Here is a 20,711-nt window from a genome sequence, read left to right on the forward strand (position 1 = left end):
GGGAGGGCCGGGAGGGCCGGTGGTGGGGCCGGTGTCCCCACTCAGTCAGCCCGGCGGCCCGGCGGCACCACCCGGGCCGGGTGATTCAGTGCCCCACGGCCACCTTGGCCGCCACGATGACCAGACCCAGGCACAGGTTGACCAGGCCCTCGACGGCGGCCTGGCCCGGTTCGGCACCCGCCCTGCGGGCCCCCAGCGTCGCCCAGGCCACCTGCTGCGCCACGGCGACACCGAGCGCCAGCCAGGCGTTCTCCCCCGCTCCGAGCCAGGGACTGACCAGCACCGCCAGCGCGGGCAGGGCCGAGGCCTCGACGAGCGGCCACTCGTCCCGTCCGACCTCGCGCACCGTGCGCCACCCGACCCGCCGGCCGACCTCCCGCTCCCCGGCGACGCGCGCGTAGACGTGGGCGATCCAGAAGACGATCCCGGTGACCACCAGCAGCAGGATCAACGACAGCCGCGGGTGCGGATCGTGGACACCGGCGGCGGCGATCACGGAGGCGGCCAGCATCGAACCGTAGACCGCGCCGGCGTAGTCCGTCCGGGTGCGCGGGCGGTCCGGGGCGGGGGTGCGGCTTCGGGGTGTCGTCACGGCAGCTCCTCCCACACCGCGCGGCGGCTGCTCGGCTCGCCGCACCGGGGACGACCGATGGCTCCCGACATTCTCGTCGTCCCCCGGGCGCCCCGCCTCACCCCGGGCAGGTGAGCCGGACCGGGTCCGCCGCCCGGGGGTGACGGCTCCGGGCACGGGCGGTCCGCCCGGTCCCGCCCGCTCACCCATCCGGGGTGATCCGCGGCACGGCCGCGCTCCCTACCGTGACGGCGAAGGCTGGTTTCCTCCGTCCGCCGGGGAGCGCACCATGAACCCTTACCCTCCGATCGCCGAGCACGGGATCATCGGCGATCTGCAGACCGCGGCGCTCGTCTCCACGGACGGCGACATCGACTGGTGGTGCACCCCGCGCTTCGACTCCCCCAGCCTGTTCGCCTCCCTGCTCGACCACGCCAAGGGCGGCCGCTGCGGGCTCGCCGTCGACCGGGCGGAAGTGCCCGACGCGCAGGTGAAGCAGCTCTACCTCGCCGACACGGCGATCCTCATCACCCGCTACCTCGCCCCGCAGGGCGTGGCCGAGGTGCTCGACTTCATGCCCCCCGAGACCGCGGCGGCCCCCGGCGACCGGCACCGCCTCTTCCGGGTGGCCCGGGCGGTGCGCGGGCGGGTCCCCTTCCTCCTGGAGTGCCGGCCGCGGTTCGACTACGGCCGCGCCACCCACGAGCTGTCCCTGCCGGACGAGCGCTGCGCGCTGCTGCGGGGGCCCGACCAGGAACTGTGCGTCCAGGCCACCGACCCGGTCGTCCTGCGGGCCGACGGCTCCGACGTCACCGCGCGGTTCACCCTGGACGCGGGCGAGATGGCCACCGTCGTCCTCACCACCGGGCCGCCGGGTGCCGCCCCGCCCGCTCCGCCGGACCACGCGGACGACCAGGCCGCCTTCGACGCCTGCCGGGCGTTCTGGTACGACTGGATCAAGTCGTCCACGTACCGGGGCCGTTGGCGGCAGATGGTGGACCGCTCGGCGATCACGCTCAAGCTGCTCAGCTACCGGCCGACCGGCGCGCTGATCGCCGCCGCGACGATGGGGCTGCCGGAACAGATCGGCGGCGAACGGAACTGGGACTACCGCTACACCTGGATCCGGGACGCCTCGCTGTCCGTCCACACCCTCATCGGCATCGGTTTCCAGGACGAGGCGCTGGCCTTCCGCCGGTGGGTGCGGGACCGGGTCGAGGCCGGTGCCCACGCCGAGGGGGAACGGCTCCAGATCATGTACCGGATCGACGGCGACCCGCATCTGACCGAGGAGACCCTTCCCCAGTGGGAGGGCTACCGCGGCTCCTTCCCGGTGCGCGCCGGCAATGCCGCCGCCGACCAGCTCCAGCTCGACATCTACGGCGAAGCGGCGTACGCCTTCGCCGCCGAGGGGAGCGACATGGGCGCCCTGCGCGGCTGGGACGCGTTCCGCCGGCTCGTCGACTGGCTGACCGAACAGTGGGACCGCTCCGACGAGGGCATCTGGGAGACCCGCGGCGGGCGCCAGGACTTCACCTACAGCCGGCTGATGTGCTGGGTGGCCTTCGACCGCGCCATCCGCGTCGCCCGGACGTTCGCCCGCCCCGCCGACCTGGACCGCTGGACCTCGGAACGCGACGACATCCTGCGCCAGATCGTGCAGCGCGGATGGAGTCCCAAGCGCGAGGCCTTCACCCAGCACTACGCCACCGACGTCCTGGACGCCTCGCTGCTGCTGATGCCCAAGGTCGGCTTCCTCTCCCCCACCGACCCGGCCTGGCTGTCCACCCTGGACGCCATCGACCGGGAACTGGTCCAGGACAGCCTGGTCTACCGCTACGACCCGGCCGCCTCCCCCGACGGGCTCAGCGGCTCCGAGGGCACCTTCAACCTCTGCACCTTCCTCTACGTGGAGGCCCTGGCCCGGGCCGGCCGGGTGGACCAGGCGCGCTACGCGTTCGACAAGATGCTCACCTACGCCAACCACGTCGGCCTGTTCGCCGAGGAGATCGGCCCCTCCGGCGAGCAACTGGGCAACTTCCCTCAGGCGTTCACCCATCTCGCCCTCATCGACGCGGCACTCGCCCTCGACGAGGAACTCGACCGCAGGGGGGTCGGCTGACCGCCGCGTCCGGTGGCCCGTGCGGACCGAGAGGAGACGGCCTTGGCCTCCCTTCCCCGCCCGGCGCGGCGGCGGCGCAACCGGCTGCCGTTCGCCGGGGTCGCGATGCTCCTGCTGGCCCTGTTCAACGGGATGGACGCGATGGCGGCGCTGCTCGACTCCCCCGTCGTCACCGGCACCGACCGCTACGTCTTCGGCGACCTGCACGGCCTGGGCTGGGCGCTGCTCGTGCTCGCCGTCGCCCAGGGGCTGGCCGGGATCACGCTGCTCACCGGGGACCTGCCGTCCCGCTGGTTCCCGGTGGTGGTGCTGTGCGCCAACGTGTTCGTCCAGTTCGTCTTCCTGCCGAGCTTCCCGGCCTGGTCCCTGACGATCATCGCCGTCGACCTGGCCGCGCTCTACGTCGTCCTGCGCGCACCCGGGGACCCGCCCGACGAGAGGAACCGGTCATGACCGGCACCGTCACCGCCACCGCCACGACCGGGCGCAACGTGCTGATCCCGCTGGCGCTGGCCCAGTTCATCTGCAGCTTCGCCGGTTCCAGCATGAACGTGATGATCAACGACATCAGCACGGACCTGGACACCAGCGTCCAGGGCGTCCAGGTCGCCATCACCGTCTTCCTGCTGGTCATGGCCGCGCTGATGATCCCGGGAGGCAAGCTCACCGACCGGTGGGGCCGCAAGCGCTGCCTGATGGCCGGCCTGATCACCTACGGCGTCGGCGCCCTGCTCAGCGCGGCCGCCCCCGGCCTGGGCGTGCTCATCCTCGGCAACTCCGTGCTGGAGGGCGTCGGCACCGCCCTGCTGATCCCCCCGGTGTACATCCTGACCACGCTGCTGTTCACCGGTACCGCCGCCCGGGCGCGCGCCTTCGGCACCATCATGGCCCTGGGCGGCATCGGGGCGGCCGCCGGTCCGCTCCTCGGCGGCCTGCTCACCACGGCCATCGACTGGCGCGCCAACTTCGCCTTCCAGACCCTGGTGGTGGCGCTGATCGCGTTCCTGACCCGCAAGCTGGAGGACCCGCTCCCCGCCGACCCCACCCGGCCGTTCGACACCGTCGGCGCCGTCCTGTCGGCGGCCGGGCTGGTGCTGCTGGTCACCGGCATCCTCGCCGCGGACAACAGCACCTGGCTGATGATCGGTCTGCTGGTGGCCGGTGCCGCGGTGCTGGCCGGGTTCTTCCGCTGGATCCGCCACCTGGAGCGCACCGGACGCGAGCCGCTGCTGGCCACCAGCCTCTTCCGCAACCGCACCTCCAACCTGGGCCTGGTGACCCAGAACGCCCAGTGGCTCGTCCTGATGGGCGTCTCGTTCACCGTCGGCGCCTACCTCCAGGTGGTCCGCGGCTACAGCGCCATCGCCACCGGAGCGGTCTTCACCGCCGCCACCCTGGGGCTGCTCGCCACCTCGCTCGCCGCCGAACGGCTGGCGGAACGACGGTCGCAGCGCTCCCTGATCGTCACGGGCTTCGCGGTCACCACCGTCGGCATCCTCGCCGTCCTCCTCCTGGTGCGGGCCGTCGACTCCGTCTGGGCCTTCACCCCCGGCCTGCTGCTGATCGGTCTGGGGATCGGACTGATGCTCACCCCGTCGGTCAACATCGTGCAGTCCGCCTTCCCCGACAGCCGTCAGGGCGAGATCTCCGGCCTCTCCCGGAGCGTCTCCAACCTCGGCTCCTCGATCGGCACCGCCGTCGCCGGCACCATCCTGGTCTCCGAACTCACCCGCAACGGGTACGCGGCGGCCATGGCGGTCCTCGCGCTCTGCGGCGTGATCGGACTCTGCGCGGCGCTCCTCCTGCCGGGCGACCGGCCCGCCCCCGCGAACCCGCCGACCGACCGGGCCGGCTGAGCGCGTCCGGCCGCCCGCGACCGCTCCGGTCCCTCAGGTCACGCCCGTCCGGCCCTCCGCGTAGGGCCGGTCGACCCATGGCGACCCGGCGGTGACCTGCCAGGCTCGATACGGAAGGGTCTCCCGCCACAACAGCAAGGAGGCGAGACCGATGCTCGGCATCCACCAGCGGGTCTCATCCCCCGCGGTCACGCCCGCACCGGACGACCTCGGCCGCGTCGGCTGGTTCGTGCTCGGTTCCTCGGTGCTCGCCGCCGCAGGGATCGCGCACGCGCTGTCCGGCCTCGTCGAGATCGCCAAGGACCTCGTGACGTCGGCTCCGCACAGCGGCACCGCGCCTGCCCGCACCGTGCCGTCCGCCGCCCTCAGCATCAACGAGCGGGACGGCTGGATCCTGCTCGGCGCCCTGCTCGTGATGACCGGCGCCATGCGCCACGCCGTCGCCAGCGGCTCCAAGGGCATCAGGGACACCAACCACGCCCTCCACCGGCGCGTCGTGTGACCCGCCCGACGGCCCGCGTCGGCGTCCGGGCGCTCAGGCGCGCCGGGCGGGCAGGTGGCCGGTGAAGGCGAAGGCGACGAGCGTGATCCCGGCGGCGGCCAGGAACGACACCTTGAGGCCGTCGAGTTGGGCCGCGCTGTAGGAGTCGACGATGGCGTCCGCCTCCTGCGGCGGGACCGAGGTCTGCACCAGTGCCGTGGAGAGCTGCTCCGCGGGCACGAAGTTGACGCCCGCCTCGATCCTGATCCCGGCCTGCCGGCGCACCGTGTCGGAGATCTGCGGGTGTTCGGCGACGGCGGTGCCGAACGCGGCCGCCAGGGCACCGATCAGGATGGCACCGATCAACGCGGTGCCCAGGGACGACCCCAGGTTCTGGGCGGTGTACTGCAGCCCGCCGACCTCGCTGCGGTCCTCCTCGCCGACGCTCGACTGCACGACGTTGCCCAGTTGCGAGGCGAGCAGCCCCATGCCGATCCCCAGCAGGGCCATCGCCAGCGCGAACGACAGGTCGTCGAGCTCCGGTTCGACGGTTCCGACCAGCCACAGCGACGAGGCGCACAGCACCACCAGCCCGATCCGCACCACCGTCCTCGGCGAGGCGAACCGGCTGACCAGCGGGCCGGACATCGAGGCCGCCAGCATCGTCACCGACACGGGGAGCAGCCGCAGACCCGTCTCGAAGGCGGTGTGCCCCAGCACGGTCTGGAGGTAGAGCGGAATGACGAAGAACAGCCCGAGGAGGATCAGGTTCTGGCTGAAGAGCATCAGCAGACCGGACCGCAGGGGCGGGATGCCGAACAGTCCGAACCGCACCAGCGGGTCCTGACGGCGCAGCTCCCACGAGCGGAAGAGCACCAGGCACACGCCGCCCAGCGCGACCGCGAAGAGGGTCGGCGAGTAGCCGAGCACGGTGAACGGCGGATCGCGGGGCTCCAGCCAACCCCAGGTGCTGCTCTGCAGCACGGCCAGCACCACCAGGCCCAGCCCCGCCACCGACAGCAGCACGCCGACCACGTCCAGCCCCGCGTGGTGCTCCGGTGCGGGGGCCTGCGCGATCCAGCGCATCAGGACGAGGATGACCAGCACCAGGACGACCTCGCCGGCGAAGACCAGCCGCCAGGTCAGGTAGGTGGTCAGCCAGCCGCCGAGCAGCGGTCCGACGGCGATGCCCGCCCCGGCCAGGCCGCCGATGACGCCGTAGGCGGTCGCGCGGTCCCGGCCCCGGTAGGAGCCCGCCACGAGTGCGGCCAGCGCCGGCAGCACCAGAGCCGCTCCCAGTCCCTCGATCACCGACCAGCCGAGCGCCAGCACCCACAGCGTGGGCGCGACGGCGGTGAGCGCCGAGCCGACGCCGTAGACGACCATCCCGATCACGAACACCCGGCGTCGCCCGAACATGTCACCGAGCTTGCCGCCGGTGATCATGAAGGCCGCCATCACCAGCGTGTAGAGGGTGATCACCGCCTGGATCGCCGTGACCTCGGTGTGGAAGTCCTCGACCAGCTGGCTGATGGACACGTTCATCACGGACGCGTCCAGCACCATCAGGAACTGCGCCATGCCCAGGACGATCAGCGCTCGCCACCGGTTCACCGTGCCTCCTCACGTCCCGCCGGACGCGCCGCCCGTGCCCACCCGGCCACGCGGTCCCCCCACCGGTTCGACGCTAGGCGGCGCGGCCGCCGGCACGGCTCACCCCCGTCGGGTGGTCCGCGGTGGGCGCCGGAACGCGCAGCCTGGTCGAACGGGGACGGCAGTCCCGTCGGAGCACACGACGGAAGGACGCCCATGCGCTACGAGTTCCGCATCGCCGGGGCGGTGCCGGACGTGATCGTCCGCGAGGCGTTCCCCGAGTTGGAGAGCGTCTTCGTGCCGGACCAGACCCTGCTGTTCGGCCCCGTCACGGACGAGGCCCACCTCTACGGCCTGCTCAGCCGGTTCCAGGCGCTCGGGCTGCACGTCGTCGAACTGCGTCAACTGCCCGACCTGGAGACGTTCGGACGGCCGCGGACCCGGACACCGGGCGGCTGAGTCAGGCCCCGGGGCTTGCGCCGAACGGCGGTCCACCCGACGTGCCGCCCCGCGTCCCGTCGCCCAGTCTTGGACGGGGCCCGAGTGCTCACGCGGGGGACGCCCTCGCGGCGACGGCCCGGCCGACGACATCGACCCGAAGGAGGCCGGCGTGGCGGAGGAACGGCGTGGTCGGCCCAGCCGCGCTGACTGGCTCCGGGCCAGGTCCGCCTGGCTACGGGGTCGCACGGCCACCCTGCGCGACGCCCCGTTCCCGCGCCGGCTCATGGCGCAGCTCGTCCACGTCAACGTCCTGGACACCGCCACCCGCCTCGCGGCCCAGGCGTTCCTGACCGCCATCCCCGTGCTCTTCGTGCTGGCCGCCTTCATGCCCCAGGAGGTGCGCGACAGCATGTCCGACTCGATGCGCACCGTCATGGGGTTGCAGGGCGCCGCGCTGGACGAGGTCAAGGGCGCGCTCAACCCCTCCGGCGAGGGCGTCACGACCGACGCCTTCGGCGGCATCGGGATCCTGGTGACCCTGCTGTCGGCCACGAGCTGCAGCCGCATCCTGCAGCGGCTGTGCGAGCGCAGCTGGCACCTGCCGCGCCTGACCGGACGGGTGGCCGCCTGGCGGTGGCTCACCTGGCTGCTGGTGTGGCTCGCCGCCCTGATCGTCCAGAGCCAGCTGCGGTCCGGGTTCGGGGCGGGCACCGGACTCGGGAGCCTGCTCTACCTGATCACCGCCGTCCTGCTGTGGTGGTGGACCCAGTACCTGTTGCTCGGTGGCCGGGTCCCGTGGCTGCCCCTGCTGCCGGGGGCCGTGCTCACCGGTGCCGGACTGACCGCCCTGGCTCTGACGGCACGGCTCTACATCCCCCGGTCGCTGAACCGCAGCGTGACCCAGTTCGGCCCGCTCGGTCTGGTCTTCACCCTGCTCAGCTGGCTCATCGTGGTGTTCACGGCCGTCACCCTCGGCATCGGCATCGGCTACGTGATCGCGGGGCAGGGCCGACTGGCCCGGCTCCTGGGCACGCCGGAGGGCGACCCGGAGGACGACTGACCGGAGCGCCGGACGGGCGCCGCGGCCGGTTCACCCGAGTGGGCCACCGACGCGCGCCCCCCCGGGCGGGAAGCCGGGCCCGTCGCCGGAGGGGCGGGGGCGCACGGCCCCTCCCGGAGGACCGTACGCCCCTTTGCCGAGCCCGGTGCGGTCGGAAAGGATGGGAATGTCAGTGATCCGCGCCTCCCGTGCGCCACTCGCCTGAGGTGAGCACCATGGCCCTCGGACCAGCCGTCGGGGCGGCCACCCGTTCGGTGGACGCCCCGGGACGCGGCCCTGAGCCGACGCGCCGGATACCCGGCGGGGACCCGGTGCTCTCGGCCCGCTTCGCCGTACCCCCGCTGCCCGCGACCTTCGTCCGCAGGGAGCGCCTGGTCGAGCGGCTCGCCGAGGGGCTGGGGACGTCCCTGCTGTTCGTGAGCGGTCCGGCCGGCGCCGGGAAGACCCTGCTCGTCGCCGACTGGCTGACCACCACCCGGCCGGCCGGCTCCACGGTGTGGCTCACCGTCGAGCGGGAGGACAACGCACCCGGGGTCTTCTGGACCTACCTGCTGGAAGCCGTCCGCCACCACGGCGTGGCCCTGCCGGACGACATCGGCGTCCCCGCCCGGGCCCAGGAGGTCGACCACTCGCTGTTGGCCCGCCTGGCCGCCCACCTGAGCCGCCTGGACGAGCCGGTGGTCCTGGTCCTCGACGAGTTCGAGCAGGTGACCTCCCCCGAGGTGGCCTCGGACCTCCACTTCCTGCTCGGCCACGCCGGCCCCGGCCTGCGGCTGGTGCTGATCAGCCGGACCGAGCCGCTCCTGCCGATCCACCGCTACCGCGCCTCCGGCGGTGTCACCGAGGTCCGGGCCGCCGACCTGGCCTTCCGGCCGGAGGAGGCCGCCGACCTGCTCCACCGGCACGGCCTCGACCTCCCCGCGGGGAGCAGCCGGACGCTGGTCGAGCGCACCGGCGGCTGGGCCGCCGGCCTGCGGCTGTCGGCCCTGGCCGCCCAGGGCGCCGCCGACCCGGAGGCCTACCTGGCGGAGTTCGAGGCCAGCCGGAGCACGGTCGCCGACTTCCTCCTCGCCGAGGTCCTCGACACCCAGCCCGCCGAGACCCAGGACCTCCTGCTGCGCACGAGCGTCCTGGAGCGGATCCATCCCGAGCTCGCCGACGCCCTCACCGGCCGGTCGGACGGCGCGCGGATCCTCGCCGACCTGTGCCGTGCCAACGCCTTCGTCGAGCCCGTGGGGCACTCCTGGTACCGCTGCCACCCGCTGTTCGCCGAGATCCTGCGCATGCACCTGGCGGCCCGCAGTCCGGGGCTGGAACGGGAGCTCCACCGCAGGACCGCCCGCTGGCTGGCCGCAGCCGGGTTCCCGGGCGAGGCGCTGCCGCACGCGGCCGCGGCCGGGGACTGGGAGTTCGCCGCGGCCCGGGTCGTCGACGGGCTGGCCCTGGGCCGGCTGTCCACCGGCAGCGACGCGGAACGGCTCGACGAGCTGTTCGCGGGCATGTCCCCGCACGCCCGGGGTCATGCCCCGGAGCTGGTCCGGGCGGCCCGCGACCTGGCCCGGCACGAGGTGGACGGCGGTCTCGAACACCTGCGCAGGGCCGAGGCGCTCCTGCGCGAGCACGACCGCGCGGACGTGGCGGCCGCCCTGCTCGGCGCCGCCCACCTGCGGGTGCTGGCGGGCCGGCTGCTCGGTTCGGCCGACATGGCCCGGACCGCCGCACGGCAGGCCGAGGAGCTGGAGGAGCACCTCCCGCGGGAGCTGCTGGAGGAGCGTCCCGAACTGCGCGCGCTGCGGCTGAACGACCTCGGTTCGGTGCTGCTCTGGGAGGGCAGCCTCGACGCCGCCGGTGCGGCGCTGACGGCCGTCCTCAGGACGCCCGACGGGGCGGCCACCGTCGGCCCGCGCCAGGAGGCGCTCGCCCGGCTCGCCCTGATCGAGGTGATCGCCGGGAGGCCCGCCCGCGCCGAGGCCCACCTGCGCCGGGCCGCGGCCGAGGCCGAACGCGCGGGGCTGCGACCGGCCGCCCGCACGGGGGCCGTCCAGTCCGTGCTCGCCGCGCTCGCCGTCGACCGCGACGACCTGCCGGCCGCGCGCGCGGCGCTCGACCGGGCGGCCGGGTCGGCCGCGGTCCGTCACGACCCGGCGGTCGCCGCCGGACTCGCGATCGTCCGGGCCCGGGTGCTGCTGGCCGGCGACCACGTCCGGGCGGCCCTCGACGCGCTCGCGGAGCCCCGGGACGACGGTCCGGCCGCCACCGGACCGCCACCGCCCTGGGTCCGGTCGGGCGTGGCGGTGGTCCGGTCCGCCGCACACCTCGCCGACGGCGACCCGGCCGCGGCCCTGGAGGCGGTGCGACGCGACGGCACCGACGGCCCGGAATGCGCCGTCGCCGCCGCCCGGGCCCACCTCGCCGCGGGGGAGAGCCGGGCCGCCCTCGGGCTCCTGGACGCGGTCCCCGCCCGGGGCGGCCACGGGCCCGCGATCGCCGTCCGGATCCTGCTGACCCGCGCCCAGGCCGCCTGCGCCCTGGGCGACGAGGCCGGGGCCCAGCGGCTGCTGACCCGCGCCCTGACGCTCGCCCGGCCCGAGCAGCTGCGCCGGCCGTTCCGGGAGGCCGGGCCCTGGCTGCGGCAGCTGCTGCGCGCCCGTCCGGCCCTGGTGAGCTCCCACGGCTGGCTCCCGCCCGACCTGCTGCCCGGCGTCCCGGTCACCGGGGGTCCGGACACCGCCGCGCCGGAGCAACCGGTCGAGCCGTTGAGCGACCGCGAGCTCGACGTGCTGGAACGGGCGGCGCAGCTGATGTCCACCGACGAGATCGCCGCCGACCTCTTCCTCTCCGTCAACACGGTGAAGACGCACCTCAAGAGCATCAACCGGAAGCTCTCCGTGTCCGGGCGCAGCAGGGCGGTGCGACGGGCGCGCGAACTGCACCTGATCTGACCGCCGGACCGCCGCTCCCGGGCCCGCTCACCCCCGGCGGCCCGGACCGGAACGGCGCGCACGGCGGGAGCGGAACCGCTGCCATCCGACGACCACCGCGCTCATCCCGAGCAGCACGAGGAACACCGCGAGCCAGGTGTTGTCCGCGACGCGGACCCCGGTGAGCAGCACGACCAGCACCGCGCCCGCCGTCGCCAGGAACGCCACCAGGGTGCGCAGCACCACCAGGACCAGACCGGGACGCAGCACGGACCGGTTCCAGGAGCGGGCCGGTGCGGCCCCGTCCTCGCCCGACGCGAACCGCAGCAGGGCGCGGTCGGCGAGCTCGTTGGTGGCCTTGCGGTACATCTCCGCGCAGGCGGGCACCCAGACGAACGGCACCACCGTCCCGATGAGCAGCAGCACGCCGATACCGGCCCAGCCCAGCCACCTGCGGACCCGCCCCCGGCTCGGGTCGTCGGGCGTCACCAGGCCGATCAGGTACGCCTGGCGGCGGACGACGGACAGCCAGGACGCCTTGGCCTCGTCATGGGCGCGGGCCGCCTCCCGCAGGGCCTGCGCCGCCAGCTCGGGCGTCGCGTGGACCCCCTGCACCACCAGCACCTCCACCGCGGCCTCCTCGCCGCGGGGGTCGAGGCCGGACAGGGCGGCGAGTTCGAGCACCATCTGCAACTGGGCGAGCAGCGCGCCGAGGAAGGCGACCGGCAGCAGGAGGATGAACGGGCCGCCGAGGAAGGAGCCGTCCACCACCGACCGGCGCACGCCACGGGAGATGACCTGCTCGGTGAGCTCCGCCGTGGTGGTCCCTCCCCGCTCGGCTTCGCGCGCCGACGCCACCGTGTCGGCCACCGGGGGCCCCAGGAAGTCCACCGCGTAGACCGCGAGGCGCTCGGGCATGCGCGCGGGGCCCGCCCGGACCGTCCGCAGCAGTTCCACCAGGCCGGGTCGCCGTTGCCGTGCGCTCTCCGTTCCGCCCATCAGCCGCAGAATATCGCCGCCGGTCGGAGGCCGCCCCGGGTGGACTCACCCGGCCCGGGTGATGCCCGGACGGGCCCCGGGCCGCTAGATGGAGGTGGAGAGCGAGCCGGTCCCCCGCGGGGCCCGACGGCCGGTGGCCACCGGACGCCTCCGCCAAGCCGACCACGTGCCTGCCGCGGTTGCCCGGGCAGGCCGTCGACGAAAGGAGGCCGACGGTGGACTACCCGCTGCTGGACATCTTCTTCACGACCATGTGGCTCTTCTTGTGGATCATGTGGTTCTTCCTGCTGTTCCGCGTCTTCGGTGACCTCTTCCGTGACGACACCGTGAACGGCTGGGGCAAGGCGGGGTGGTGCGTCTTCCTGCTCCTCCTCCCGTTCCTGGGCGTGTTCGTCTACCTGATCGCCAGGGGCAAGGGCATGGGGCAGCGGGAGTACCAGCAGGCGGCGGAGGCGGAGCAGGAGTTCCGCAGCTACGTCCGGGAGACGGCCGCCGGCGCCACCCCGTCCTCCGGCCACGTCGACGACCTGGCGCGCCTGGCCGATCTCAAGAAGAACGGCGACATCACCGAGGAGGAGTACCAGCGCGCCAAGGAGAGGGTGCTCGCCTGACACCCGGGGTCCGTCCCTGGCCTCGGCCTGCGGGCCGGGCCCGAGGACGGACCCCGAGGTCCGGGCGCTCAGTCGGCGGGGGCCGACGGCCCCTCCAACAGCGCCCGTACGGCGTCGAGTTCCGCCGCCCCGGCGTGCACGGAGGCCGCGATGAGGTCCGCCCCGCCCGCGCCGACCGGGATGCGCACCGGCAGCGGGCCGTCGGCGGCCACGATCCGCAGGACGTCGCGGGCGAAGTGCTCCGGGCGGCTCATCGCCGGTGACTCCCCCAGGGCGCGCAGCTGTTCGCGCATCGGCTCGGTGGCGTCCCGGTAGAGCGGGGAGCGGTCCGCGGCGTCGGTGAGCGAGGTCCCGTAGCGGGTGGCGTAGCCGGCCGGTTCCAGCGCGACGACCCGGACGCCGAAGGGCGCGGCCTCGGCCGCCAGGGCCTGGGTCATGCCCTCCAGGGCGTGCTTGCCGGCGACGTACGCGGCCAGGCCGGGGAAGGACATCCGGCCGGCCAGCGAGGAGACGTTGAGGATGTGGCCGCCGCCCTGGGCGCGCAGCACCGGCAGCGCCAGCCGGGCCAGCCGCCAGGGACCGACCACCAGGGTCTCCAGCTGGTCGCGCAGTTCCGCGTCGCCGACCTCCTCCACCGTGCCGAACACGCCGTTTCCGGCGTTGTTCACCAGGACGTCGAGACCGCCGAGGAGCTCCACCGCGGCGGTGACGGCGGCGCGGCACTGCTCGGCGTCCCGCACGTCCAGGGCCAGCGGCAGGATCCGCCGTCCGTGGCGCCGCCGCAGTTCCTCCAGGGCGGCCGGCGTACGGGCGGTGGCGAGCACCGTGTCCCCGGCCTCGGCTGCGGCGGCGGCCAGTGCCCGCCCCAGCCCGGACGAACAACCCGTCACCAGCCAACGCCGTGCCATGCGGTGCCCCCTCCGCGGAACCGGAACCGTCCGCGCCACGGTGCCAGAGCGGAGGGCGGGTGCCCAGGGCTGCGGCGGGCCCCGCCGGGGGCGCACAGACGCGCGGGCGGGGGCGCGGCACGGCGGCGCACGCCCCCGGGGCCGGGACCTCGGGCGCCGACTACCAGCGGTCGTGCACCTGCGGCCGGATCCGGCGGTCGTACAGCTCCCGCACGGCCGTCAGGGTGGCCGGCGGCAGTGGCGGCAGTGCGGCGGCAGCGGCGTTGGCCCGGGCCTGGGCGACGTTGCGGGCCCCGGGGATCACCGTGGTCACGCCCGGCTGCTGGACGATCCAGCGCAGCGCGGTCTGCGCCGCGGTGGCGCCCTCCGGCGCGAGCGCGGCGAACTCCGCCGCCGCCTCGACGCCGGTCGCGAAGTCCACGCCGGAGAAGGTCTCGCCCTGGTCGAAGGCCTCGCCGTGGCGGTTGTAGCTGCGGTGGTCGTCCGGCGCGAAGACGGTGCGCTCGCTGTAGCGGCCCGAGAGCAGCCCCGAGGCCAGTGGCACCCGGGCCAGGATGCCCACCCCGGCCGCCTCGGCGGCGGGCAGCACCCGCTCCAGCGGCTTGAGCCGGAACGCGTTCAGGATGATCTGCACGCTCGCCACCCCGCGCCGGGCGATCGCGGTCAGCGCCTCCGCGCAGGTCTCCACGCTGACCCCGTAGGCGGCGATCCGCTGCTCGGCCACCAGGGTGTCCAGGGCGTCGAACACCTCGTCCGAGGAGTAGACCGGCGTCGGCGGGCAGTGCAGCTGCACCAGGTCGAGCCGGTCCACCCCCAGGTTGGCCCGGGAACGGTCGGCCCAGGCACGGAAGTTGGCCAGGTTGTAGTGCTCCGGCCGCTGCTCGACCCGGCGCCCGAACTTGGTGGCGACGAGGACCTCGGCGTCCGGGCGGTCCTTCAGGAAGCGGCCGATCAGCTGTTCGCTGCGGCCGTCGCCGTAGACGTCGGCGGTGTCGAAGAGGGTCACGCCCGCCGCCACGGAGGCCTCCAGCACGGCCAGGGCGTCCTCCTCCCGGACGTCCCCCCAGTCCGCGCCGAGCTGCCAGGTGCCGAGGCCGACGATCGATACGGGCCGGCCGGTGCGGCCGAGTACGCGCTGTTCCATGGGGAGGAGCCTCTCATGTTCCCCGGTCGACCGCGCGGACCGGCGCCCGGTGGGTCAGAACCACTCCGGCCGGCACTGCGCCGCCGTCGTGTCCAGGCTGTCCAGCAGATCGAACTGCGGCCCGGTGCGCGGGAGTTCGACCCGGAAGAAGTAGCGGGCCGCCTGCCGCTTGCCCTCGTGGAAGGCGTCCGCGCCGGAGCCGAGTGCCAGGTACTGCTCCAGCCAGATCCAGGCCAGCACCACGTGGCCGACGGCCTCCAGGTAGACGGAGGCGTTGGCCAGCGCGACCGCCGGGTCCCCGGTGGACCAGAGCGCGGCGGTGGTCCGCGCGGTCCGGGCCGCGGCGGCGTCCAGGAGCGCGGCCAGCTCGGCCGCCTCGCCGCCGGCCGACGCCGCCCGCGCGCAGGTCGCCGCGAGGGTGTCCAGGAGCAGCCGCAGCCCCGCGCCGCCGTCCATCACGACCTTGCGGCCGAGCAGGTCCAGGCCGTGGATGCCGTGGGTGCCCTCGTGGATGGCGTTGAGCCGGTTGTCCCGGTAGAACTGCTCGACGTCGTACTCGCGGGTGTAGCCGTACCCGCCGTGCACCTGGATGGCGAGGTCGTTGGCGGCCAGGCACCACTGCGAGGGCCAGCTCTTGGCGATCGGCGTCAGGACGTCCAGCAGCAGGTGGGCGCGGGCCCGGTCCTCCGCCCGCTCGGCGGTGGCCTCCTCGTCGAGCAGCCGGCTGCAGTACAGGCCGAGGGCGAGCGCGCCCTCCACGTAGCTCTTCTGCGCCAGCAGCATCCGGCGCACGTCGGCGTGCTCGATGATCGGCACCTGCGGGGCGGCCGGGTCCTTGGCCCCGAGCGGGCGGCCCTGCGGGCGGGTGCGGGCGTAGTCGAGGGCGTGCAGGTACCCGGTGTAGCCGAGCGCGGTGGCGCCCTGGCCGACACCGATCCGGGCCTCGTTCATCATGTGGAACATGTACGCGAGCCCGTGGTGGGCCTCGCCGACCAGGTACCCGACCGCGCCGGGCTCGCCGCCCGGGGTGTGCCGGCCCTCGCCGAAGTTCAGCAGGGTGTTGGTGGTGCCGCGGTAGCCCATCTTGTGGTTGAGGCCGGCGAGCACCACGTCGTTGCGCTCCCCGGGCGCACCGTCCGGCCCGACCAGGAACTTGGGCACGATGAACAGCGAGATGCCCTTCACGCCCGCCGGGCCGCCGGGGATCTTGGCCAGCACCAGGTGGACGATGTTCTCGCTGAGTTCGTGGTCGCCGCCGGAGATCCACATCTTGGTGCCGGTGATCCGGTACGTGCCGTCGGCCGCCGGCACCGCCCGGGTGGTGATGTCGGCCAGCGAGGAGCCCGCCTGGGGCTCCGACAGGCACATGGTGCCGAAGTAGCGGCCCTCGACCATCGGCCGGACGTAGGTGTCGACCTGCTCCGGGCTGCCGTGCGCCAGCAGCAGGTTGGCGTTGCCGACGGTGAGCAGCGGGTAGGAGGAGGTGGCGATGTTCGCGGCCTGGAACCAGGCCCGGCAGGCGTTGGCGACCACCACGGGCAGCTGCTGGCCGCCGAGCTCGTACGCCATCGAGGCGCCGACCAGCCCTGCCTCGGCGTAGACCTCCAGGGCCTCGCCCACCTCCGGGATGAGGTGCACCCGTTCGCCGTCGAAGCGGGGCTCCTCGGCGTCGTTCTTCTTGTTGTGCGGGGCGAAGTGCCGGGTCGCGATGGTCTCGCTGAGCTCCAGCACCGCGTCGAAGGTGTCCCGGTCGTGGTCGGCGTAGCGCGGGCGGCGGGTCAGCGCCGTGACGTCCAGCCAGTCGTGGAGCAGGAAGTCGAGGTCGCGGCGGGAGAGCAGCAGGGAGTCCAAGGCGGGGCATCCGATCGGCGAGGGCGCGGGCACGGGCAGGGGTGGGGCGGCAGTCCGCATCTTCCCGCCCGCCGCACCGCCGACGCCAGGGGTGCGGCCCGGCTCCTCGGCGCCGTCCGCGCCGTCCGGCATGCGGCCGCGGGCCGCCGGACAGGACCGGACGCGCACCGTCGGCGCGGCCGGGGCCATCGGGTCGCGCGGTCCCTGCCACTCCCGACTCGGCTTTCGTCAGGACCACTTGAGCGCCGACGCCTTCGACGGCATCCTGGGCGCCCGGCGGGGCCGGGCGGTCCTCCAGCCGTGCTGGACGGACCCTCCAGCCGGCCCGACCAGGCTGGCGGCGACCGTCGAGAAGTGATCACTGCGGAGGAGGAGGCCAGATGCGGGTCGGCGACGTCTTCATCGAGGGAATCGGGATCCACCTGCCGGAGAGGCAGAACGCGGCCAGGGCCGTCGACGAGGGCGTCTACTCGGCCGAGGACTTCGCCGCGAACGAGATCGACGAGGTGCCCGTCGCCGGGGACACCGCGCCGGTGGACATGGCGGTGCAGGCCGTCCGGCATGCCTTCGACCGGTCCGGGGCGGACCCGGCGGACGTCTGTTTCGTGCTCTACGCGACCGGGTTCCACCAGGGGCCCAACGGCTGGAGCCCGGCCTCGTACATCCAGCGGAACACGATCGGCGGCTCCGCGCCGGCGGTCGAGCTGCGGGGCCACTGCACCGGCGTGTTCAGCGCCATGCAGCTGGCCGTCGGGCAGCTGCGGGCCGCGCCCGAGGGCGCCTCGGTGCTGGTGGTGGGCTCGGACAACTTCTCCGGTCCGCTGGTGGACCGCTGGTCCCACCTCAACGGGATGGTCCTCGGGGACGCCGCGGTCGCCGTCCTGCTGACCCGCCGCCCGGGGTTCGCCCGACTGCGCTCGGTGGGCGTGCACGCCGTGCCCGAGCTGGAGGAGCTGCACCGCTCCGGGGTGCCGATCTGGCCGCCGACGACCCTCGAGGGCCAGACCATGGACCTGCGGGCCCGCAGCGCGCACTTCGTCCGGCACTCCCCGCTCGCCGGCCGGTTGAAGGACCTGCTGGTCGACGGCCAGCAGGCGCTGAACGACCGCACGGTGGCCGAGGCGGGCTTCGACTCGATGGCGCAGATCGACTGGATCGGCCACATCAACGCCGGCCGGGCCGTGGTCGCCGAGCGGCTGCTGCCGCTGTTCGGCTTCACCGAGGAGCGCTCCACCTACCGGCTCGGCCGCGACCTGGGCCACGTCGGCACCGGCGACCAGGTCATCTGCTTCGACCGGCTGATCGAGCAGCAGCTGATCAAGCCGAACGAGACCTACCTGATGGCCGGCGTCGGCCCCGGCCTGCACTTCGGCACGGCGGTGCTGGAGTACCTGTCGACACCGCCCTGGTCGGTCTGAGCGACCGGCCGCCGAGCAGCACCACGAAGCGCCGCCCGCCCCCGGTCCGGGGGCGGGCGGCGGCGCGTCCGCGCGGCGGGGCGCCGGTCAGCCCAGCGCGATGCCCTCCAGCAGGTCGCCCAGCAGCCCGGGGGAGGGCATCGCCGTCATCTCCCGGCGGATCCGCTCGGCCCCCTCCCGGAAGCGCTCCTCGGTGAGGATCTCGCCGAGCGCCTTGCCGATCGCCGCCGGGTCGTCCCGCTCCCGCTCGTCGACGATGCCGCGCCCGCCGCCGCTGGCCTCGACCCGCTCGGCGTTGGGCACCAGCAGCGGCCCGTCCTGGGCGAGGACCAGCTGCGGCACGCCGTAGCAGAACGCGGTGAGCGCCGTGCCGGAGCCGCCGTGGTGGATGATCGCGTCACCGTACGGCAGGCAGAGGTTGACCGGCAGCGGGTCGGCCACCCGGACGGTCCCGGGCAGCGGCCCGAGGGTCTCCCGGAAGCGCTCCTCCAGGAAGAGCACCGCCTCCACCTCGTCCACCTCGTGGACGGCGGCCGCGATGCTGTCCACGATCGAGTCCAGCTTGCCCTGCTCGGCCAGCCGGCCGGTCCCCCAGGCGCCCAGGCTGACGAACACCCGCCGCCGCGGGCGCGGGCCGAGCACCCAGTCCGGCAGCGGGGCCGTCCCGTTGTACGGCACGAAGCGCACCGGCTCGCCCGGCGTCACGTTCGGGGACTGCACGCTGGGCGGGCACGGGTCCAGGACCAGCACCGGATCGGGCAGGCCCTCCGGCGAGCCCAGCCGGACGCACAGCTCGTGCAGCGCCTGCTTGCCGGGCTTCAGCAGCGAGGAGCTCATGTTGTCCAGGCCCCAGCGGTGCAGCACCACCGGCACCCCGAGCGCGCCGCCGACCACCAGCCCGCCCCACTCCAGCGGGTCGGTGATGATCAGGTCGGGCCGCCAGACCCGCGCCAGCTCCAGGTACTCGTCGACGTAGGTGTCCAGCCGGGCCAGCCAGCGCTGCCCCATCTGCGCCCACGGGGGCTCCTCGCTCGGGCCCCGGCTGCCCGAACCGGCCACGGCGAACGGGGACTTGGCCACCAGCGGCCGGCTCCAGCGCTCCGCGCCGCCGTCCGCGGGGCCGACCCGCCGGCTGGGCAGGCCGGCCCGGCCCGCCGCCCTGGCCACCTCCGCGTCGCCGACCACCAGCACGTCGTGGCCGGCCAGCCGCAGCCCCCAGGCGACCGGCACCATCGGCATCAGGTGGGTGAGCACCAGGGCATTCACGATCACACGCACAGCAGCAGCTCCTCGATGAAGGGGATCGGTGACGCGGGGCCGGGGATCAGGCCCCCGCCTGCCCGAGGCCGTCCGGGACGGACAGCACCGGGCTGCGCCGGGAGGTCACGAACTCCCTGACGGAGTCGGCGAGGTAGTCCACCATCTGCGGGGTGAGCCGGGGGTGGACGCCGATCCAGAAGGTGTGCTCGGTGACGGTGTCGCTGTTCTCCAGCGTCCCGGCGACCCGGTAGTGGGCGTGGGCGTAGGCGGGCTGACGGGTGAGGTTGCCGGCGAAGAACCGCCGGGTGCCGATCGCCCGCGCCTCCAGGAAGGCGACCAGCTCGGCCCGGGTGTACGGGGCGTCCGGCAGCACCGTGAGCACGAAGCCGAACCAGCTCGGATCGCTGCCCGGCGTGGCCCGCGGCAGCAGCAGCCCGGGCAGCCCGTCCAGCGCCTCGCGCAGTCGTGCCCAGTTGCGCCGGCGCAGTCGGCCGAACTCGTCCAGCTTGGTCAACTGCGCTTCCCCCAGGGCTGCTTGGAGGTCCGTCGACTTCAGGTTGTACCCGATGTGGGAGAAGATGTACTTGTGGTCGTAGCCGGCCGGCAGCGTCCCCATCGTGTGCTCGAAGCGCTTGAGGCAGGTGTTGTCCTTGCCGGGGGCACACCAGCAGTCCCGGCCCCAGTCCCGGTAGGACTCCACCAGCCGGGCCAGTTTGACGCTGTGGGTCAGCACGCAGCCGCCCTCGCCGGTGGTGATGTGGTGCGCCGGGTAGAAGCTCACCGTGCTGAGGTCACCGAAGGTGCCGGTGAGCCGGCCGCGGTAGGTGGAGCCGAGCGCGTCGCAGTTGTCCTCGACGAAGTGCAGCCCGTGCTCGCGGGCGAGTGCCGCCAACTCCTCGGCCTGGTACGGGTTCCCCAGCGGGTGGGCGATCATGATGGCCCGGGTGCGCGGCCCGATCGCCGCGGCGACCCGCTCCGGCGTGGTGTTGTAGGTGCCCAGCTCGATGTCGACGAAGACCGGCACCAGGCCGTTCTGGATGATCGGGTTCACCGTGGTCGGGAAGCCGGCCGCGACGGTGATCACCTCGTCGCCGGGGCGGAGCCGGCGCTCGCCCAGCTCGTGCGCGGTGAGCGCGGAGAGGGCGAGCAGGTTGGCCGAGGATCCGGAGTTGACCAGGTGCGCCTTGCGCAGGCCGAGCCGCCGGGCGAGCGCCCGCTCGAAGCGCACCGAGATGTCCCCGGAGGTCATCCTCAGGTCGAGGGCGGCCTCGACCAGCGCGACCCGGTCCTCCTCCGCCAGCACGGCCCCGGCCGGCAGCAGCGGGGTCACCCCGGGCACGAACTCCTGCTCCGCGCTGAGCTCGCGATGGTACTCCCGGACCTGTTCGATCAGTAGATCGCGGCGGTCGTTCACCGTTGTTCCTCCAGGCAGTAGGCACGGCCGCGGGCTCGCCCGCCTCGCGGGGCCCGTTCGC

At 74.2% G+C, this 20,711-nt stretch carries 17 protein-coding genes; 9 read left to right on the forward strand and 8 right to left on the reverse strand.

Translation table 11 applies throughout. The features are described from left to right. Positions 1-85 precede the first annotated feature (85 nt). A complete protein-coding gene (locus tag ACIRD3_RS07560; protein WP_402212951.1) occupies positions 86-592 on the reverse strand; it encodes a hypothetical protein in 507 nt (168 codons plus the stop codon). A 268-nt stretch (positions 593-860) separates the two neighbouring features. On the opposite strand from ACIRD3_RS07560, the gene ACIRD3_RS07565 reads away from it, so the two are divergent. The 4 genes from ACIRD3_RS07565 to ACIRD3_RS07580 all read left to right on the forward strand — a co-directional run bounded on the left by ACIRD3_RS07565 (position 861) and on the right by ACIRD3_RS07580 (position 5,051). Continuing rightward, on the forward strand, positions 861-2,693 hold the full coding sequence (locus ACIRD3_RS07565) for a glycoside hydrolase family 15 protein (RefSeq protein WP_402212953.1): 1,833 nt from the start codon (positions 861-863) through the stop codon (positions 2,691-2,693). 42 nt (positions 2,694-2,735) lie between these two features. Beyond that, a complete protein-coding gene (locus ACIRD3_RS07570) occupies positions 2,736-3,146 on the forward strand; it encodes a hypothetical protein (protein WP_402212955.1) in 411 nt (136 codons plus the stop codon). After that, positions 3,143-4,549, forward strand: a complete 1,407-nt coding sequence (locus tag ACIRD3_RS07575; RefSeq protein ID WP_402212956.1) for an MFS transporter — start codon at positions 3,143-3,145, stop codon at positions 4,547-4,549. The genes ACIRD3_RS07570 and ACIRD3_RS07575 overlap by 4 nt, the downstream gene beginning before the upstream one ends. Positions 4,550-4,700: 151 nt before the next feature. After that, positions 4,701-5,051, forward strand: coding sequence for a hypothetical protein (locus ACIRD3_RS07580; RefSeq protein ID WP_402212958.1), 351 nt, complete (start codon positions 4,701-4,703; stop codon positions 5,049-5,051). Positions 5,052-5,084: 33 nt separating this feature from the next. On the opposite strand, the gene ACIRD3_RS07585 is transcribed toward ACIRD3_RS07580, so the two are convergent. Then, on the reverse strand, positions 5,085-6,644 hold the full coding sequence (locus ACIRD3_RS07585) for an MFS transporter (protein ID WP_402212959.1): 1,560 nt from the start codon (positions 6,642-6,644) through the stop codon (positions 5,085-5,087). A 195-nt stretch (positions 6,645-6,839) separates the two neighbouring features. Here ACIRD3_RS07585 and ACIRD3_RS07590 point away from each other — a divergent pair, with 195 nt between their 5' ends. The 3 genes from ACIRD3_RS07590 (at position 6,840) to ACIRD3_RS07600 (ending at position 11,066) form a co-directional block, all read left to right on the forward strand. Next, entirely contained in the window at positions 6,840-7,082 is a 243-nt protein-coding gene (locus tag ACIRD3_RS07590; RefSeq protein WP_402212960.1) for a hypothetical protein, read from the forward strand. Positions 7,083-7,233: 151 nt separating this feature from the next. After that, positions 7,234-8,124: a YhjD/YihY/BrkB family envelope integrity protein gene (locus ACIRD3_RS07595; RefSeq protein WP_402212962.1), complete on the forward strand. Its 891-nt coding sequence runs from the start codon at positions 7,234-7,236 to the stop codon at positions 8,122-8,124. A 215-nt stretch (positions 8,125-8,339) separates the two neighbouring features. After that, positions 8,340-11,066, forward strand: coding sequence for a LuxR C-terminal-related transcriptional regulator (locus ACIRD3_RS07600; RefSeq protein WP_402212964.1), 2,727 nt, complete (start codon positions 8,340-8,342; stop codon positions 11,064-11,066). 27 nt (positions 11,067-11,093) lie between these two features. Here the strand turns inward: ACIRD3_RS07600 and ACIRD3_RS07605 are convergent, their stop codons facing one another. Beyond that, positions 11,094-12,044, reverse strand: coding sequence for a hypothetical protein (locus ACIRD3_RS07605; protein ID WP_402212965.1), 951 nt, complete (start codon positions 12,042-12,044; stop codon positions 11,094-11,096). A gap of 215 nt (positions 12,045-12,259) precedes the next feature. Between ACIRD3_RS07605 and ACIRD3_RS07610 the strand changes: the two genes are divergently transcribed. Further along, positions 12,260-12,655: an SHOCT domain-containing protein gene (locus ACIRD3_RS07610; RefSeq protein WP_402212967.1), complete on the forward strand. Its 396-nt coding sequence runs from the start codon at positions 12,260-12,262 to the stop codon at positions 12,653-12,655. 68 nt (positions 12,656-12,723) lie between these two features. Here ACIRD3_RS07610 and ACIRD3_RS07615 read toward each other — a convergent pair whose 3' ends face one another. The 3 genes from ACIRD3_RS07615 to ACIRD3_RS07625 form a co-directional block, all read right to left on the reverse strand. Continuing rightward, positions 12,724-13,563, reverse strand: coding sequence for an SDR family oxidoreductase (locus tag ACIRD3_RS07615; RefSeq protein WP_402212968.1), 840 nt, complete (start codon positions 13,561-13,563; stop codon positions 12,724-12,726). Positions 13,564-13,723: 160 nt separating this feature from the next. Beyond that, a complete protein-coding gene (locus ACIRD3_RS07620; RefSeq protein WP_402212970.1) occupies positions 13,724-14,707 on the reverse strand; it encodes an aldo/keto reductase in 984 nt (327 codons plus the stop codon). Positions 14,708-14,761: 54 nt separating this feature from the next. Then, positions 14,762-16,618 carry an acyl-CoA dehydrogenase gene (locus ACIRD3_RS07625; RefSeq protein WP_402213470.1) on the reverse strand — a complete coding sequence of 619 codons (1,857 nt, stop codon included), beginning with the start codon at positions 16,616-16,618 and terminating at the stop codon, positions 14,762-14,764. Between the two features lie 320 nt (positions 16,619-16,938). Here ACIRD3_RS07625 and ACIRD3_RS07630 point away from each other — a divergent pair, with 320 nt between their 5' ends. Next, positions 16,939-17,976, forward strand: coding sequence for a ketoacyl-ACP synthase III family protein (locus ACIRD3_RS07630; protein ID WP_402212971.1), 1,038 nt, complete (start codon positions 16,939-16,941; stop codon positions 17,974-17,976). An 87-nt stretch (positions 17,977-18,063) separates the two neighbouring features. On the opposite strand, the gene ACIRD3_RS07635 is transcribed toward ACIRD3_RS07630, so the two are convergent. Continuing rightward, a complete protein-coding gene (locus ACIRD3_RS07635; protein ID WP_402212973.1) occupies positions 18,064-19,254 on the reverse strand; it encodes a nucleotide disphospho-sugar-binding domain-containing protein in 1,191 nt (396 codons plus the stop codon). 46 nt (positions 19,255-19,300) lie between these two features. After that, a complete protein-coding gene (gene rfbH / locus ACIRD3_RS07640; protein ID WP_402212975.1) occupies positions 19,301-20,650 on the reverse strand; it encodes a lipopolysaccharide biosynthesis protein RfbH in 1,350 nt (449 codons plus the stop codon). Between the last annotated feature and the right edge of the window lie 61 nt (positions 20,651-20,711).

Source organism: Kitasatospora sp. NPDC093550, from assembly GCF_044764985.1.
In the GTDB taxonomy this organism is placed as follows: Bacteria; Actinomycetota; Actinomycetes; order Streptomycetales; family Streptomycetaceae; genus Kitasatospora.

What these genes read in the sequence shown, in the direction of transcription:
- ACIRD3_RS07565 (WP_402212953.1), top strand. Translation starts at nt 861, where the DNA reads ATGAACCCTTACCCTCCGATCGCCGAGCACGGGATCATCGGCGATCTG.
- ACIRD3_RS07575 (WP_402212956.1), top strand. Translation starts at nt 3,143, where the DNA reads ATGACCGGCACCGTCACCGCCACCGCCACGACCGGGCGCAACGTGCTG.
- ACIRD3_RS07580 (WP_402212958.1), top strand. Translation starts at nt 4,701, where the DNA reads ATGCTCGGCATCCACCAGCGGGTCTCATCCCCCGCGGTCACGCCCGCA.
- ACIRD3_RS07590 (WP_402212960.1), top strand. Translation starts at nt 6,840, where the DNA reads ATGCGCTACGAGTTCCGCATCGCCGGGGCGGTGCCGGACGTGATCGTC.
- ACIRD3_RS07600 (WP_402212964.1), top strand. Translation starts at nt 8,340, where the DNA reads ATGGCCCTCGGACCAGCCGTCGGGGCGGCCACCCGTTCGGTGGACGCC.
- ACIRD3_RS07605 (WP_402212965.1), bottom strand. Translation starts at nt 12,044, where the DNA reads ATGGGCGGAACGGAGAGCGCACGGCAACGGCGACCCGGCCTGGTGGAA.
- ACIRD3_RS07615 (WP_402212968.1), bottom strand. Translation starts at nt 13,563, where the DNA reads ATGGCACGGCGTTGGCTGGTGACGGGTTGTTCGTCCGGGCTGGGGCGG.
- ACIRD3_RS07620 (WP_402212970.1), bottom strand. Translation starts at nt 14,707, where the DNA reads ATGGAACAGCGCGTACTCGGCCGCACCGGCCGGCCCGTATCGATCGTC.
- ACIRD3_RS07625 (WP_402213470.1), bottom strand. Translation starts at nt 16,618, where the DNA reads ATGCGGACTGCCGCCCCACCCCTGCCCGTGCCCGCGCCCTCGCCGATC.
- ACIRD3_RS07630 (WP_402212971.1), top strand. Translation starts at nt 16,939, where the DNA reads ATGCGGGTCGGCGACGTCTTCATCGAGGGAATCGGGATCCACCTGCCG.